Annotated in this window: 10 protein-coding genes and 1 pseudogene; 5 read left to right on the top strand and 6 right to left on the bottom strand. The window is 73.7% G+C overall.

Going from position 1 to position 16,561, the window contains the following annotated elements; translation table 11 throughout:
- Positions 1-743, bottom strand: a pseudogene (locus tag C1A33_RS26580) (hypothetical protein); the annotation flags it as partial.
- 1,351 nt (positions 744-2,094) lie between these two features.
- Between C1A33_RS26580 and C1A33_RS26575 the strand changes: the two are divergent.
- The gene (locus C1A33_RS26575) at positions 2,095-2,967 is read left to right on the top strand and encodes a universal stress protein (protein WP_101834328.1); all 873 of its coding nucleotides are present in this window, start codon (positions 2,095-2,097) and stop codon (positions 2,965-2,967) included.
- Positions 2,968-2,973: 6 nt separating this feature from the next.
- On the opposite strand, the gene C1A33_RS26570 is transcribed toward C1A33_RS26575, so the two are convergent.
- Entirely contained in the window at positions 2,974-5,019 is a 2,046-nt protein-coding gene (locus tag C1A33_RS26570; RefSeq protein ID WP_133150842.1) for a C2 family cysteine protease, read from the bottom strand.
- A 172-nt stretch (positions 5,020-5,191) separates the two neighbouring features.
- Here C1A33_RS26570 and C1A33_RS26565 point away from each other — a divergent pair, with 172 nt between their 5' ends.
- The 3 genes from C1A33_RS26565 to ahcY all read left to right on the top strand — a co-directional run bounded on the left by C1A33_RS26565 (position 5,192) and on the right by ahcY (position 11,334).
- On the top strand, positions 5,192-6,562 hold the full coding sequence (locus C1A33_RS26565; RefSeq protein WP_243407975.1) for an acetyl-CoA C-acetyltransferase: 1,371 nt from the start codon (positions 5,192-5,194) through the stop codon (positions 6,560-6,562).
- A 474-nt stretch (positions 6,563-7,036) separates the two neighbouring features.
- Positions 7,037-9,679, top strand: coding sequence for an efflux RND transporter permease subunit (locus C1A33_RS26560; RefSeq protein WP_101834324.1), 2,643 nt, complete (start codon positions 7,037-7,039; stop codon positions 9,677-9,679).
- 218 nt (positions 9,680-9,897) lie between these two features.
- Positions 9,898-11,334, top strand: a complete 1,437-nt coding sequence (gene ahcY, locus C1A33_RS26555; protein ID WP_101834323.1) for an adenosylhomocysteinase — start codon at positions 9,898-9,900, stop codon at positions 11,332-11,334.
- Between the two features lie 376 nt (positions 11,335-11,710).
- On the opposite strand, the gene C1A33_RS26550 is transcribed toward ahcY, so the two are convergent.
- The gene (locus C1A33_RS26550) at positions 11,711-12,454 is read right to left on the bottom strand and encodes a hypothetical protein (RefSeq protein ID WP_101834321.1); all 744 of its coding nucleotides are present in this window, start codon (positions 12,452-12,454) and stop codon (positions 11,711-11,713) included.
- A gap of 283 nt (positions 12,455-12,737) precedes the next feature.
- Positions 12,738-13,289, bottom strand: a complete 552-nt coding sequence (locus C1A33_RS26545; protein ID WP_133150841.1) for a hypothetical protein — start codon at positions 13,287-13,289, stop codon at positions 12,738-12,740.
- A gap of 343 nt (positions 13,290-13,632) precedes the next feature.
- Here C1A33_RS26545 and C1A33_RS26540 point away from each other — a divergent pair, with 343 nt between their 5' ends.
- Positions 13,633-14,430, top strand: coding sequence for a peptidoglycan recognition protein family protein (locus C1A33_RS26540; RefSeq protein WP_101834316.1), 798 nt, complete (start codon positions 13,633-13,635; stop codon positions 14,428-14,430).
- Positions 14,431-14,434: 4 nt separating this feature from the next.
- On the opposite strand, the gene C1A33_RS26535 is transcribed toward C1A33_RS26540, so the two are convergent.
- Both C1A33_RS26535 and add read right to left on the bottom strand, forming a co-directional pair.
- Positions 14,435-15,529 (bottom strand): glycerate kinase family protein, encoded by a 1,095-nt coding sequence (locus tag C1A33_RS26535; RefSeq protein WP_101834314.1) that lies wholly within the window; start codon positions 15,527-15,529, stop codon positions 14,435-14,437.
- Complete coding sequence (gene add / locus C1A33_RS26530) at positions 15,529-16,542, bottom strand: adenosine deaminase (protein WP_243407974.1); 1,014 nt, start codon at positions 16,540-16,542, stop codon at positions 15,529-15,531. The genes C1A33_RS26535 and add overlap by 1 nt, the downstream gene beginning before the upstream one ends.
- Positions 16,543-16,561 lie beyond the last annotated feature (19 nt).

Here is a 16,561-nt window from a genome sequence, read left to right as displayed (position 1 = left end):
GGGGCGACGGGAGAGTCGACGGTGACGGACCCGCTGGCGCGGTCGGCGCCCACGGAGGGTTCGGGCGTCGGAACGGGCTGGTCGCCGGGGCTCGGGTGGGTCTGGCCGTCCTGGTCCTGCCCACGCCGGGAAGGCACCAGGTCGACCACGAAGCCGCCCCCGTCGCCACCGCGGCCGGCACTGCCACCGCTGGCACTGGGCGCGTCGCTGCCGACGGTGGCCATCGCGCGGGTGCGCCGTCGCGCCGTGCTCCTGGTGTGCGAGCCGGCGCGGCCTCGCCGGCCGCGACGCCGGGCGCTCCCGCTCGCGGCGGAGTTCGACGCGAGGACGGTGTCCGGCGACTCGACGAGGCGGACCAGGCCGTCCCGCACGGCCGCGTCGGGGATGGTCAGGGCGAACCGGGTGGTCCGCCCCGCGGCCGGGCGGGCCACGGTCGTCAGCCAGCCCTGCCGGCGCAGCCGCGAGACCTGCCGCTGCACGTGGGTCCGGCTGTAGCCGGTCTGCTCCATCAGCGTGATCAGGCCCGGACCGCTCACCGCCGCGCCGGCCGGCACGGTCGACGGTGCGTCCGCGACGTGACTCGCAAGGGTGCAGGCGACGAGCTTCGCGGCCGACGGCAGGGCGGCACGCAGGACGGCGCGCTGCCAGCCGCTGCGATCGGCGATCAGGGTTCCCGGCTCCTGTGCCGCCTGAATCGAAACCAGTGCACCTGGGATGGTGAGCTGGATCGTCTCCGACGACACATGCCTCCTTCCCTCGGCTGGGTCACTCGATGCGGCTGGGTCGTCCGGACCTGATGCGGTCGCGGCCGGCTGCCGGGGGATCACGCCCACCGAGACGGGTTCGGCGGGGCGCGGGCGGGACGACGTCTGTTCAGGCACCGTACTCCGCGCCGGGTCAAGGGGCTCCTGTGGAGGGCCACCACGCTCACATGATGAGGACATGACTCCATCACTTCCGTTGGGTGGTCGTGGTGTGACAGAAGCATCAAACATCGATTGACTGCTGCGAAGCAAAAAGATGGGGACGCGACCACAAAAGGGCCACGAAAAGCCGGCGATGCCGCCATTGAAAAGCTATCTGAAACAGCTTCTCCGACCTTGCCTCCAGAAATCATGGCGATGCGCTGAAGATTTCCGCTGCGGCACTGGTCAGACGGTTGGCGAAGGGCACGCCGGCAGGACCTCGGCAGCGCCGCGGGGCGCGCGCTGTCTTCCCCCGACCGGACCGGACGGTCGGCCGCGGTGGCCGCGCACCGCCGGCCGGCCCGTCTCGACCACCCTCCACAGGCACAGGCGGGACGCCTCAGCCGTGGCGTGGGCATCCGCTGAGCCCACGAAGCCATCAGGCGCGGTGCCGGCCGGATCCCGGCCGGCCCCGACCGCACCGGTCGGCACCGGTATGGCCGCCCGGCACGATGAGCGCACCCGGCCGCCGGCTTTCGAATTCGACTTACCCGCCATGCCCGCCGCGGCAGCGGTCAGCTGCCCGGAATGGCGGCCGACAATGAGCCGGAGCCGACCGGGGTGGCCAACGATGACGGCCGATCAGATGCCGAATTCATACAACGACATCGGAGCCACCGAGGGCGGCCGAACCGGTACGGGCCGCGACCGCTCGTCCGCGGCACGGAAAGACGGTCGAGCCCGTGGGAAACCTATTGCGGACAGATCGGGGTCATTCGGTGCGGTGGCCACCCGGATCTCTCCGCCATCCCACAACTGGACACCATGCCGCACCGGATTCACCACCGATGCGTGGGATCAAAGAGTCTCCGGTAGCGCGATGGTGATCGAAATCCACGCCGCCACCACCACGCCCGGTCCCATGCCGGGCGGTGGCGGCACCATCCCTCCGCCTCCCGCGGCAGCGCCCGACCAGCACATCCAGACCCATCCCCACGGCTATGGAGACACCACGCCACCCACGACTTCGGCGTTGCGGCCACTTCGCCCTGGCGAAGATCACGCACCGAAGATCACCGCCCCGGATGGGTACCGACCGCCGACGGGCGGGGGTCGGCGCGGTCCGTCGAGGGAGCGCACGCTGGTGGCATGCCCCCGGACGGGTGCACGCTGAGGGTGGAGGTGGCGGATGACCGGCGACATCGTGGTCGGGGTCGATGGTTCCCCGGGCTCCCGCACGGCACTGGCCTGGGGGTTCGCGGAGGCGGCGCGGCGCCGCTGCGGCCTGTGCGCCGTCGTCGGGATCGGGTCGGCCATCGCGGGCAGCGGCGACGATCGGGGCGGTGCGGGCAACAGCCTCTTCGAACAGGCCGCCCACATGCTGCGCGAGACCGTGACGGAGACGGCGCCCCCCGGGACGACGGTGCGGGTGACCGAGGAGGTCGTGGACCAGCCCGGCGCGGACGCCCTGCTCACCGTGGCGCACAGCGCACGGATGATCGTGGTCGGTGCCCGCGGGCGCGGTCTGCTGCACCGGCTGCGGGTCGGTTCGGTCAGCGCGTCGGTAGCGGTGCACTCGCCGATCCCGGTGGTGATCGCGCGCGGCGAGGAACCGGGCGCGGTCCCGGGCCGGCGCCCGCGCCGCGTCGCGGTCGGCGTGGACGGCTCGCCGAACTCGCTCGCCGCCCTGGAATGGGCCGCGGCGGAGGCCGACCAGCGGGAGGTCGGGCTGCTCGTCGTGCATGCCTGGCTCGCCGCCATCCCGCTGCCCTTCGCCGAGGCGCCGGGCGAGCTCACCCAGGCGCTGGAGGAGCAGGCGACGACCGTGCTCGACGACGCCGTGGCCCAGGTGCGCGCGGACCTGCCCGCCGGGCTCGACCTGCAGCGGCGGGTGGTGCCCAACTCGCCCACCCAGGCGCTGTTGGCCGCCGGCCGGGAGTGTGACCTGGTCGTCGTGGGCGCCCGTGGGCATGGCGGCTTCGCGGAACTGCTGCTGGGCTCGGTGAGCCACCAGTGCATGCTGCACTGCCCGGTACCGGTGGCGATCATCCGTCGGCAGTGACGGCCCTCATCGGGTCGGCCCGTGCACGACGACCCGCGTGTCCGGGAGCACCGCCGACCAGGAGTACCACCGCTGCCCATCGCCGCCGGGCGGCGGATCCCACGGATTGCGCAACAACACCCGGCCGTGGGAGGCGTCCACCGCCAGCACCGCGTACGCGTGCGACGCGACAAGACCACCTGGCCCGGTCCGCTCCCTCGTGGTGACCGTGACGACCTCACCGCGGCCCAGCAGCGCCGCCAGCGTCGCGACGTCGGTCCCGCCGGCGCGCCGCCGGGCGACCGGACGGCCGGTCACCGTGCGCAGGCCGTCCGCGGCGCTGCCGAACCCGATCGCCGGGTACCCGCCGCGCAGCCGGGCGTACGCCTTCTCGTAGAGCGCCGGCCACAGCTCCGCGCGGCCGCTGGCGTCGTCACCGTCCATCCCGATCTCCTGGAACGCCCCACCGCCGGAGCCCTCGCCACCGTTTCCGCCATCGCCGGAACCGCCACGACCGGAACCGCCGCCGGCCACGGCACCGCCGGCGGTCGGATCGTCCCCACCCGCCCGGACGCGGTGGGCGGGCAGGATCGCCGTCACCGTCACGGGGCGTGCTGGTCCGCCCCCGGGGTGGAGGATGACCGTCACCGTGCCGTTCGGGTTGCGGCGCAGGCCCGCGGCGAGGCGGCCGGGATCCTGGGAGGCGACGCCGATCAGGGCCGCCGCGAGGTAACAGTCCGCGACGCCGCCCTGCCCCACGTCGTCGGGAGCGGGTCCGTCGCGGATCAGGACATCGCTCGACCGGTCCAGGTCGACCACCCGCCCCGGAGCACCGCCCGGGTCAGGCGGAGGCGCCGGCGGGGCGGGCTCCAGCCAGGGCAGCACCCGGATCAGCTCGCCGATCATGTCGCGAACCGCCGAGGCGAGGAGATCGTCCGCGAGGCCGGCGAGTTCCGCGGCCGCGGCCGGCATGCCCGGTCCGGGCGCGGCGGCCAGGCGCGCGGCGGCCGCGGCCAACGCGGCGAGAGGAGCCCCGCGCAGCGTCGCGATCACCCCCGCCCGCGCCGGCGCCGGCAGCCGCGCGAGCCCTGCCCGGATGGCCCGCAGCTCCGCCACGCCCGGCGACCAGGCCCGCGCCCCGGTGGGGGCTCCCGGGACCGCCAGCGCGCCGAGCAGCCCGGCCGCCACGGCGAACGGATCCACGGGAGGCGACGGCCGGTGTGACGGCGTTGGCGATGGCCGGTCTGACGGCGTTGGCGACGGCCGGTGTGACGGCGGCAGGAGCACGCGACAGCGTTCCGGGGCCGAGGCCCGAGCCGGGGCGAGCAGCGTGGCCCGCCGCCGTTCGAGGTCCAAGGCCGTGCGGCCGGCCTCGGCCGCGGCGGCCCGCAGGCAGCGGCAGAGCACCGCGGCCCGCTCGTCCCCCGCGCGTCTGATCGCGCCGGCCGCGTCGGGGACCATCCGCGACGCGGCCCGGGCGGCGTCGGCCACGGCGGCGCCCACCACCGGTGCCAGCGCCGCCGCCCGATCGCCCGCGGTCCGCAGCCCCGCGGCGACCGCTCCGAGCTCGGCCTCGTCGACCACGACCGCCACCATCCCCGCCGAGGGCGCCGAAGCCCCGGCCACGGGCGGCACGCCGGGCACCATGGGGATGCCGAGCCGCGCGGGGACGCCGGGCGCCGATGGGCCAGCGGACGTGGGCGGGGTACCGGCCGTGGGCGGGATGCCGGGCACACGCAGGATGCCGGCCGTGGGCAGGAGGGCGGGCACAAGCGGGATGCCGGGCACAAGCGGGATGCCGGACGGCGGCGGAAGGCTGGACGGCGGCGCGCTCGCGAGCCGGTCGAGCCAGGCCGCCTGCTCCCCGAGGGCCCTCGCGACCGCCCTCAGGGTGCCCAACCAGCCGTGCGCCCACCCGTCGAAGCGCGTGCGCAGCGGCGAGTGCCCTGACAGCCCGGCGACGCGCGGCGCGAGGGACGCCACCTCGCCGGCCTGGCGGCGCAACGCCGCGGCATGCGCGGGCAGCGCCGCCACGTCCGCCATCGTCGCCGCGGCCGGTTCCACTCGCGTCACCCACCGTCCGCGTCGGCCCGTCAGATGATCACAGGGTAGGCCGGGCCGCGCGAAGCCCGCCGAGTGGGCCCACCGGTCCGCGACCCGCGACGCCTTACCGCGCTACAGTTTGATCATTTCGTCCCGTGCGCCCGAGTTCCACGACCGCGGCGCCGAGTGCCGGGAGGATGTCGTGACCGAGGCCGTCGTCGTCGCCGCCGCCCGCTCGCCGATCGGGCGGGCGTTCAAGGGTTCGCTGCGGGGCCTGCGAGCCGACGATCTCGCCGCGACGATCGTGCGCGCCGCACTCGATCAGGTCCCGGCGCTGGACCCGAACGAGATCGAGGATCTGATCATCGGCTGCGGCCTGCCCGGTGGCGAACAGGGGCACAACATCAGCCGGGTCGTGGCCGTCACCCTCGGGCTCGACGGGGTCCCGGGCACGACCGTCGCGCGCTACGACGCGTCGTCGCTGCAGGCGATCAGGATGGCGATGCACGCGATCCGCGCGGGTGAGGGTGACGTCTTCGTCGCGGCCGGCGTCGAGGTGATCAGCGGCTTCCTGCGCGGCAACAGCGACAGCCAGCCGGACACCCAGAATCCCAGCTACGCCCAGGCCCAGGCCCGCACCGCCGCGCTGGCCGCGGGTGGCAGCCCGCGGTGGAGCGACCCTCGCGCCCACGGTGGGCTGCCCGACGTCTACATGGCCATGGGTCAGACGGCGGAGAACGTCGCCCAGCTCACCGGGGTCGGCCGGGCCGAGCAGGACGCCTTCGCCTGCCGGTCGCAGAACCTCGCCGAGCAGGCGATCGCCGCCGGCTTCTACAAGCGGGAGATCACCCCGGTCCGGCTGCCGGACGGCACCGTCGTCGACGCGGACGACGGCCCGCGCCCGGGCACCACCCTGGCGGCCCTGGGCAGCCTGCCCCCCGTGTTCCGCCCGGACGGCACGGTCACCGCGGGCAACGCCTGCCCGCTCAACGACGGCGCCGCCGCCGTCGTCGTGATGAGTGACACCCGGGCCCGCGAGCTGGGCATCACCCCGCTGGCGCGGCTGGTCGCCACGGGCGTGGGCGCGCTGTCACCGGAGATCATGGGTCTCGGCCCGGTCGAGGCCTCCCGGCGGGCGCTGGCCCGCGCCGGGATGTCGATCGGTGACGTCGACCTCGTCGAACTCAACGAGGCGTTCGCCGCGCAGGTGGTGCCGAGCTACCGCGCGCTGGGCGTGGATCTGGAGCGGCTCAACGTGCACGGGGGCGCGATCGCGCTGGGCCACCCCTTCGGCATGACCGGGGCGCGCATCCTGACGACCCTGCTCAACGGCCTGCCACGAACAGGCCCGCCCGCACGGTCGCGGCGATCCGGCCCGGTCGGTGGTCGCGGCCCGCGTCCCTGGTCCTCGGGGCCGAGCCGGTCGCCCCACTCAGGAACGCGGGTCCGGTCGCGCTCACCATGTGCAGCCCCGAAGCATCGTCGCCTCCCCATGCCGCCATGTGCCGTTAACCCCGTGCTTCGTTCCTACCGACCGATCGGTAAGGACGGATGCGAACGGGGTGTGAGATAGGGCTCAGCCAGGTGGACGCGCAGCAACATCCCGCACTTGTCCGCACACCCCCCGCGACCGGAACATACGGGTGATCCGGACGCATCCGCCCAAGGCTTACCCGCAGATTAACAACGGGGAACCCAAGCCCCCCGATTTCCTCACGGCGCGGACGGATTCCGACATACTGTCGGATTTCCGACAACGACCGTGCTATGGGCCCCCGCGGGGACACCGGCGCCGCCTACCCGTTCCTACAGCCACCTTGAGGCCGAACGGGGGTCGGCACGACTCCACCGCGTCTTCGAGACGTTGACAGTCCTCGCCGAAACCACGAACAGTGCCCTCGCGGTCTCATACGGAAACTGCAAAAGATCAACGTCCGAGCTACTCCCCTCGAGTGTGATCCACGCTATACATCCAGGGGTGCGGCCCTCGGATCGACCGGTCCATTGCGTTGATCCGGAGGCCTGAGACGACTCCGGAGCGTGCCCGATGCCCCTTGACAGCACCCCACCAGGCGAGCCAGCCCACGGACCCGCGGCCCCCTACCCCGCCGACCCGCTGGTCGGCCCCGCGGCCGGCGGACCGGGCGACCGGCCCGACGAGGCCTGGCAGGCCCGGCTCGCCGGGCGCTCGCGGCGGTCCGGCCTCGTCGCGCTCGCCGTCCTGCTCGTCACCCTCGCCCTCGGCTTCGGACTGACCCGGCTGGAGTTCACCACCAGCCAGGACAACTACCTCAACAGCGACTCGCGGATCGCCCGGGACAACGTCGAGTACCAGTCGCTGTTCGGCGGCCAGGCGATGGTCACCGCGTTCCAGGTCGCGCCGGGCTCGCGCCTCGCCGACCTGTTCACGGCGCACAACGTCACGCTGTTCCGCGAGCTGCAGAAGGACCTCGACGCCAACCCGGGGATCGAGTCGACGGTCACCCCGCTGACCGCCCTGGAGTTCACCGACAAGCTCATCCGCGGCCGTGACGGCAACGTCCTCGCGAGCCCCGGCGCCAGGATCCTGCTCGACGCGCAGGCCCGCGACCCCGACAAGGCGTCCGCGCAGCGCCGCCTGGCCGACTCCCTGGCCACCCTGAGCCGCGTCCAGGCCGTCCCGGAGAACGCGCGGACGCTGGACAACCCGGCCTGGATCGACGTCCTCCTCCACGACAACACCGGCGCGGTCCGCAAGTCGCTGCGGCCGTTCTTCCCGAAGCCGTCCGCCGCCCAGATGGTCACCCGGCTGCGGGGCAACGCCTCGCTGCAGGAGGAGGGCGACGGCGCGCGGGTGGTCGAGCGGGCCACCGCCGGGCTGCGCTTCGACCACGCGTCGCAGATCACCACCGGCGCGCCCGTCCTGCTCCGGAACATCAACAACTACCTCCGCGGCGGCTTCCTCACCCTCGGCGCGATCTCGCTGGCGCTGATGGCCGGTCTGCTGCTCGCGGCGTTCGCGGTGCGCTGGCGGCTGCTGCCGCTCGGCGTGGTGGGCGTCGGCCTCATCTGGGCGTTCGGCCTGGCCGGATATCTGGGCGTGCCACTGTCGGTGGTGACGATCGCGGGCCTGCCGGTGCTGCTCGGGGTGGGCATCGACTTCGCCGTGCAGCTGCACAGCCGGATCGAGGAGGAGGCCCAGCTCGACCGGGCCGGCCGCGGGGCCGTCGCGGCGGCGCTGCGCGGACTGCTGCCCGCGCTCGTGGTCGCGACCGTCGCCGCCGTGCTCGCGTTCCTGGCGCTGGAGTTCAGCCAGGTCCCGATGATCCGCGACTTCGGCACCCTGCTGGCGCTCGGGCTGCCGGTCGTCGTCGCCGCCACCACTCTGCTGCTCGCCCTGCCGCTCGACGCGCGCGAGCGGCGCCGGCCCACCCCGGCGAAGGACTACACCCACGGCCCGCTCGGCCGGCTGGTCATCCGGCTAGGCGGCCTGCCCCGGATCACGGCGATCCCGCTCGTCCTCGCCGCCGTGGCGGTGTTCATCGGCGGTATCGCCGCGGACGGGCGGCTGACGATCCAGACCGACCCCGAGAAGTGGGTCGACCAGAACAGCCAGGTCATCAAGGACATCAACACCCTGCGGGCGCGCACCGGCTCGGCCAGCGAGCTGGGCGTCTACGTGCGCTCCACGAACGTGTTCGACGACGCCACCGCGAGCTTCGTCGGACGGTTCGCCAACACGCAGATCGCCGCGCACCCGGGCGACCTGCTGGACGCCTCCAGTCTGGTGACCACCGTCAGCTACCTGATGGAGGTGCCGAACACCACGATCATGATGCCGACGGGTCAGAACATCCGGCTCGCCTACGAGGTCGCGCCGCCCGACATCCAGCGCAGCACGGTGAACCTCCAGCACCAGGCCCTCAACATGATCTTCCGCACCGGCTCGGGCTCGCTGGAGCGGCGGGCCGACGTCGTCGACGACATGCGGGCCAACACCCGGCCGCCGGCCGGCGTCCAGGCGACGCCGTCGGGCCTCGCCGTCGTCGGGACGGCGCTGCTGGACGCGTTCGCCCACAACCGGGTGGTGCTCACCTACTACGCGCTCGCCGCCGTGTTCGTCCTGCTGGCGCTGTACCACCGCGGTCTCGTGCGGGCCGTGCTCTCACTCGTGCCGGTGCTGATCGCGGTCGGGCTCAGTTCGCTCGTCGCGCTGGCGATCGGGGTGAACCTCAGCCCGCTGACGGCGGTCAGCGGTCCGCTCGTCATCGCGTTGTGCACGGAGTTCACGACCCTGTTGGTGCTACGCCATCTGGAGGAACGCCGGCGCGGGCGCGACCCGCGGGAGGCCATCCGGGCGACCGCCGGGCGGACCGGGCGCGCCTTCATGGTCTCCGCGCTCGCCGCCGTGATCGGCGTCGGTGTGCTCGCGTTCAGCTCGCTGCCGCTGCTGCGCGACTTCGGCCTGGTGGTCGCGCTGAACGTGGCGGTCGCCCTGCTGTCGGCGCTCGTCGTGCTGCCGCCGCTGCTGGTCTGGGCGGACGAGCGCGGCTGGGTGCACCGCGACGGCGGAAAGCTGACCAATCGGCGTCAACCCTCCGGACCGGGCGCCCCCGGCTCCCAGGACGCCGCGGCGAGCCCCGGCGCCGCCGGGCCGAGCGCTGCCGCTCCGAGCATAAGCCCAGTTCAGAGGGCTAATCACCGAGGTTGACGGCGTGCCGCCGGGCCGCCGCGAGCTGGCTTTGCGGCCCCTGGCGGCCGGGCCGCACGTCCCGCCCTGCCCTTCGTTCCCCTGCTGGCATGTGGCACGCTCAGGACACATGTTCCCGGGCCGGCGCAGCACGGCCACCGCCGCCCGGCGGGTGATTCCCGGGACGAGGCACCCGCCACCCAGGCTCGGCAGCCGCCCGAGCGTCGAAGGAGTAGGGCATGAGTTTCGACTTCAAGGTCGCGGATCTCGCGCTGGCCGAGTTCGGCCGCAAGGAGATCCGTCTTGCCGAGCACGAGATGCCCGGGCTGATGGCCACCCGGGCCGAGTACGCGGCGAGCCAGCCGCTGCGGGGTGCCCGGATCATGGGCTCCCTGCACATGACGATCCAGACGGCCGTGCTGATCGAGACCCTGGTGGCGCTCGGCGCCGACGTCCGCTGGGTGTCCTGCAACATCTTCTCCACCCAGGACCACGCCGCGGCGGCGGTCGTCGTCGGGCCGAACGGCACCAAGGACGACCCGAAGGGCGTACCCGTCTTCGCCTGGAAGGGCGAGACGCTCGAGGAGTACTGGTGGTGCACCGACCAGGCGCTGGCCTGGCCGGACGGCGGCTACCCCAACATGATCCTCGACGACGGCGGCGACGCGACCCTGCTCGTCCACAAGGGCGCGCAGTTCGAGGAGGCCGGCGCGGTCCCGGCGACCGACCCCTCGGACAGCGAGGAGTACGCGATCGTCCTCGACACGCTGCGCAGCACCATCGCCGCCGCGCCCGGCCGCTGGTCGGCGACGGCGAAGAGCGTCAAGGGCGTCACCGAGGAGACGACCACGGGCGTCCACCGCCTGTACGAGATGGCGAAGGCCGGCACGCTCGCCTTCCCGGCGATCAACGTCAACGACTCGGTGACGAAGTCGAAGTTCGACAACAAGTACGGCTGCCGCCACTCCGTCATCGACGGCCTCAACCGCGCCACCGACGTGCTCATCGGCGGCAAGGTCGCCCTCGTGGCCGGCTACGGCGACGTCGGCAAGGGCTGTGCGGACGCGCTGCGCGGCCAGGGCGCCCGGGTCATCGTCACCGAGATCGACCCGATCTGCGCGCTGCAGGCGGCGATGGACGGCTTCCAGGTCTCCACCCTGGATGACGTCGTCGGCATCGCCGACATCTTCGTCACCACCACCGGCAACTTCAACATCATCACCGCCGCCCACATGGCCGCGATGAAGCACCAGGCGATCGTGTCCAACATCGGGCACTTCGACAACGAGATCGACATGGCCGGCCTCGGGAAGATCGCCGGCATCGAGAAGATCAACATCAAGCCGCAGGTCGACGAGTGGGTCTTCCCCGACGGCCACTCGATCATCGTGCTGGCCGAGGGTCGGCTGATGAACCTCGGCTGCGCCACCGGCCACCCGAGCTTCGTGATGTCGAACAGCTTCACCAACCAGGTGATCGCGCAGATCGAGCTGTTCACGAAGACCGAGGAGTACCCGCTCGGCGTCTACGTGCTGCCCAAGCACCTCGACGAGAAGGTCGCCCGGCTGCACCTCGACGCGCTCGGCGTGAAGCTCACCGAGCTCACCAAGGAGCAGGCTGACTACATCGGCGTGCCGGTCGAGGGCCCGTACAAGGCGGACCACTACCGCTACTAGGCCACGCCGCGACCCGTGATCTTCCCGCCGCCGCGGCGGGCAACGGCAGCGTGATGGCAGCGTCACGGCGGCCCGTGTCGCGAACAGGGTGACAGAACGGACACGACACGCGGAGTTCGCGACACGGCGCCGTTCTCCCCCCGCACGCGTTTCCCATTCACGGGAAGTCCGCCCCATCCTCGGCCTTCTGATCGAGGCCGACACCGCCCCCGGTCGTCGTCGCGTCCGGGGGCGGTGTGCTGTCCGCGTCAGTTCGCCGGCGGCTCGGTGCGCAGGCCGCGTCAACGCCCAGCGACCGCGTCAACGCCCAGCGACGGTGTCAGTGCCCAGCGACGGTGTCAGTGCCCAGCGACCGCGTCAGTGCCCAGCGACGGTGTCAGTGCCCGGCAGCGGGCACCGGGACGCTCGCGGAGGCCGGAACACCCGCCGACGCGGGAGATGCCGGGGCGGGAGACGCCGAGGCCGCAGCGGCCTGGGCGGAGGACGCCGCCGTGGCGGCCGCGGGTGCGGCGGGTGCCGGGGCGGCCGGCGGCGTCAGGTGCGGGCGCCGGGTCGGCGACCAGCACAGCGCCGTCCAGTTCGGATCGTCGTCGCCGGTGGGCAGGTCGTACCAGCCCTCCGGCAGGAACGTGCCCCAGGTGACGGGGGGCCCGCCCACGCCGGTGCCGCCCGCGGTGGGCCGCGGCACGCCGAAGGTCACCAGGCCGTCCGCGCAGCCCTGGTGCAGGACCTTGAGCTTCGGCTGACCGGCCGCCGGCCCGCGACCGGCCTGGGTGCGGCACAGGATGTCCGTGGACGGCGGCCAGAACGACCCGATGTGCGCGTAGAAGCCGGCGTGCACCAGCGTCTGCCCGCCCGGCTCGCCCGGTCCCGGTAGGACGCTGACGTTGGTGGTCTGGTTACTCGGGCAGCTCGCCCAGGTGGCCCCGCCGGCCTGCGCGGTCCCCGCGCCGGCGACCGCGAACGCGCCGGTCAGCGCGACCGTGGCGCCGGCCGCGACGAGCGAGGAGCGAAGGCGCCGGGAGCGCGGGAGCGCCCGGGCGAATCCACGGGGACGGCGGGGCGAGGGGCCGGGGCGGCCGATCGGATCCGTCGACTGTGCGGGCGGAGGCGACGGCAACCGCCCGTCCCCCCGTCCCGACGATGCGGCACACGGCATTGAATGCCTCCTTCTTGAACCCGCCACGGAACGACCATCGACGAAGCGGCCCGCCCGGGATCGGAACACCCGTTCCACCTTCTGGTTCGGGATTCCCGTAGATAGAACAGCAACCGGTGGCCAGGATAGCGACAGTTGCGCACGCGTTGGGTCTTGGCGTGCGGATCGGAGCCATCGTGGTCATGACATCGGATCCAGGCGTTCCGCCGCGATAGCGCGGCCCGGATCAGCCGGGCTGGGCGATTCATCCGATCCGGCCGATTAGTCCGTCCGCCGCACGCCGCGGCACCGCCGCCACCGACAGTGCACGGCGAAACTCGATTTCCGTCGCCGCGGAGAACTCGCGCAGGTCACGCGACCGCCCGGTCGCCGCATACCCGAGCCGGCGGAGGAGCCGGTCCGCGCCGGCGAGGCGGGTATCCGTCCACAGCCCCAGCTCGGCCGCTCCCCAGCCGGCGGCCTCGCGCTCGACCCGGCGCACCAGCGTGGTGCTCAGCTCCCACAGCCGGCGCGCCGGCTCACCGGCACCGGCGGAGCGGGCCGAGGCCAGGCCACCCAGCGGGGACTCCCCCGCCGGCCAGGCCGGCCGTTCGGCGGCCAGCCCGTGACCCGGGCACTCGCCGGCGGCCGAGTCCATCAGCTCCCGCAGCGTCGCGGCGTCGCGGTCGCGCGCCGCCCGCAACCCTGGCAGCAGCTCGCGTCGCATCCAGATGTGACGGACGAACACGGCGTGCCGCAGCGCGCGGGCCGTGGCCGGCGGGCCGCCGGCCACGGCCCGCGCGACCTCGAGCGCCACCGGGCCCACACCGGACCTTCCAGCGGGCCACGGTTGGACTACGGACATAGGCCGGCAGTCTAGGCCGACGTGGCCCTCCGAAACAGATCCGCCACACCCGGGAGCGGGTGCCCGCGCGGATCCCCCGAGGCGGGTCCGCGCCGTCACCGGCGCCGGGCATCCCACCGGACAGATGCGGACATCGGCGGACCCGGCATGGTCGCTGCCCCCAAGGCCGGGGTAGAAAGCAGGCCAGTACCCGCCAATGCGACCACATCCGTGCGAAGAGGAAGCAATCTGCCATCGTGAATTTCCCGCCGATGACCTGGCGTGACGACGCATGCGCACCGGAGGTCCACTAAGGATGGCCGCGACCCTCTACCCGCCGGCCCGACTGCGGCCGGTGCGCAACACGTCCGGATCGATGATCCAGCCCACCCGTGGCCTCGTCGCGCACGTCCAGGTGGGCACCGGATCCCTGTTCGGCTGGTTCGACAACGCCGCCAGCCAGGTCAGCTCACACCTGTGGCTGTCGCGGACGGGCGACTTCGAACAGTACGTTCCCTTCGACCAGCGGGCCTGGGCCCAGGCCGCCGGAAATCCCTACTGGATTTCCTGCGAATGCGAAGGATACGAAACCGAGGACTACACCCCCATACAGGTGACCCGCCTCGCGGAGCTGTATCGCTGGGGCATGCAGCAGTTCGGCTGGAAAGGCGAGATCACCGATTCGCCGGACGGCTACGGGCTCGGGACCCATCGCATGGGCGGCGCCGCGTGGGGTGGGCACAGCTGCCCGGGTGACATTCGCGCGAACCGCCGCCGCGACATCCTGGCACTGGCCCTGGGCACGTCGGCCACTCCCCTGGACCCGCGGGAGCGCTATGCCGGCCGGCCGACCCTGCGTGAGGGCGCGACCGGCGCCGACGTGGTGGAGCTGCAGAACGCGCTGAACATCATCTTCAACCACGAGGCGCCGGTCGGCGACCCGAACCGGATCACCCCCGACGGGGCCTACGGGCCGCGCACCACCGCGCGGGTGGCGTCGCTGCAGCGCTACGCCTCGCCGTGGTTCGGCCGGATCCCGGATGACGGCATCTGCGGGCCCACCACCTGGAAGAAGGCCGGCTGGATCCTGACCGGGATGAAGCGCACGGTCTGAGGCCTCAGGCCGCGTCCGCCGCGAGCCGGGCACCCGCCGCGCGCAGCCATCGGGTCGGCTCGGCCATCGCCGGCGCCGTGCCGCCGGCGAGCGCTGCCAGGGCGACCGCGGCGACGACCCCGTCCGGTTCGGGGGCGTCGATCTGACCCGCGGCGACGAGGACCGGCACGCCCGCACCCCGGGCAAGGGCGACCACGCCGCCGACGACCTTCCCGGTCAGCGACGTCCGGTCGAAGCGGCCCTCGCCGGTGACCAGCCAGTCCGCGCCGGCCAGCGCCGCCGGCAGGCCCGCGACCTCGGCGATCGCCGGCACGCCGGGGACCAGCGTGGCGCCCCAGGCCGCGGCGAGCCCGTACGCGGTGCCCCCCGCCGCACCCGCGCCCGGCGCTTCGGGCGTGCCGGCGAGCAGCCCGGCCAGGCGGCGCAGCCCCAGGTCCAGCCGGGCGATGTCGGCCGGACTCGCGCCCTTCTGCGGACCGAACACGGCCGCGGCACCGGCCTGGCCCAGCAGGGGGGTGTCGACGTCGACGAGGCAGCGCACACCCCCGGCCGGCGCCGGCGCCAGCCCGGCGAGGTCGACCGCCGCCAGCTCGGCCAGCGCACCGCCGCCGGGCCGCAGGGACGCCCCACGGGCGTCGAGGAACCGGGCGCCCAGCGCCGCCAGGGCGCCGGCGGCGCCGTCTGTCGACGCCGAACCACCGAGCGCGACCAGGATCTCCCGGGCACCGTCGGCGAGTGCGGCGGCCAGCGCCTGCCCGACGCCCGTGGTCTGGGCTCCGAGCGGGTCCAGCGCCCGCATCAGCGGCAGCCCGCTCACCCGCGCCAGTTCGACGACGGCGACGCCGCCCGGCAGCGCGAGCCACTCGCCGTCGTGGCCCCGCCCGTCTGGACCGGTCACCCGCAGGGGCCGCCGTCGAGCCCCGGGCACGGCGGCGGCGAAGACGTCGAGGGTGCCCTCCCCGCCGTCGGCGACCGGCAGGATGACGATCTCGTCGTCGGGTCGCCGCGACCGCCAGCCGTCCGCCAGTGCGGCGGCGACCCGCGTCGCGCTCGCCGAGCCCTTGAACGAGTCGGGCGCGATCACGACCCGCCGGCGCATCAGCCGGCGCCGAGCCAGGCGTCGATGCCGGCGAGGGCGTTGTCACGCACGGACGCGGGCAGGGCGCCGGCCCGCACCGAGCTGCGGGCGCAGGCGGCCAGGTCCTCGTCCGACAGGCCGAGCTCGGCCCGGCACAGCTCGTACTCCTCCAGGCAGGTGGGCCCGAACAGCAGCGGGTCGTCGGCGTTGATCGAGCAGTTCACCCCGGCCCGCAGCAGCGCCGGCAGCGGATGGTCGGCGAGGCGCGGCACGACCGACAGCAGCAGGTTCGACGTCGGGCACACGTCCAGGCAGGTGCCGCGCTCGAGCAGGACGTCGACGAGCGCCGGGTCCTCGATCGCGCGGATGCCGTGCTGGAGTCGGTCGGCGTTCAGGGCCTCGATCGCGCCGCGCACGGACGCCGGCCCGTCGAGCTCGCCGGCGTGCGGGGTCGACAGCAGTCCGCCGTCGACGGCCAGCCGGAATGCCGCCTCGAACGGCTCCGGCGGCCAGCCGTTCTCGTCGTTGTGCAGCCCGAGGCCGACCACCCCGCCGTCAGCGAAGCGCAGCGCCAGGCGGGCCACGTCCACGGCGGCCTCGGACGAGTCGAAGACGCGGTCCACCGCGGCCATCCACCGGACGGTCACGCCGTGCCGGGCGCCTGCCTCCTCCGACCGGGCCAGCACCGTCTCCCAGGCCGCCTCCGCGCTGCCGAACACGCCGAGATGCGCGTACGGCCAGAAACTGGGCTCGACGTAGACGACGCCCTCAGCCGCCGCGTCCTCGACCATCTCGTCGACGAGGCGCTCGAAGTCGGCGGGCCGGCGGAAGACCGGCAGGATCCCGCCGATCACCTCGCTGAACCCGCCGAACTCGCTGAAACCCGTCGTCCGCGGGGTCGGGATCCCCGCGTCGGCGGCCAGGTCGGCCAGCGTCGCGGGCCGCATCGACAGCTCGAAGTGCAGGTGCAGATGTCCCTTGGGCAGGGAGCGCAGATCCCGCCTGGGCACGTCCCGCATGGGCAGATCCGGCATGGGTGGTGGGTCCTCCTCG

Source organism: Frankia canadensis (assembly GCF_900197875.1).
Classification (GTDB): domain Bacteria; phylum Actinomycetota; class Actinomycetes; order Frankiales; family Frankiaceae; genus Frankia; species Frankia canadensis.
Note: the sequence above shows the minus strand (reverse complement) of the source record. Positions and strands in the feature narration are given on the sequence as shown.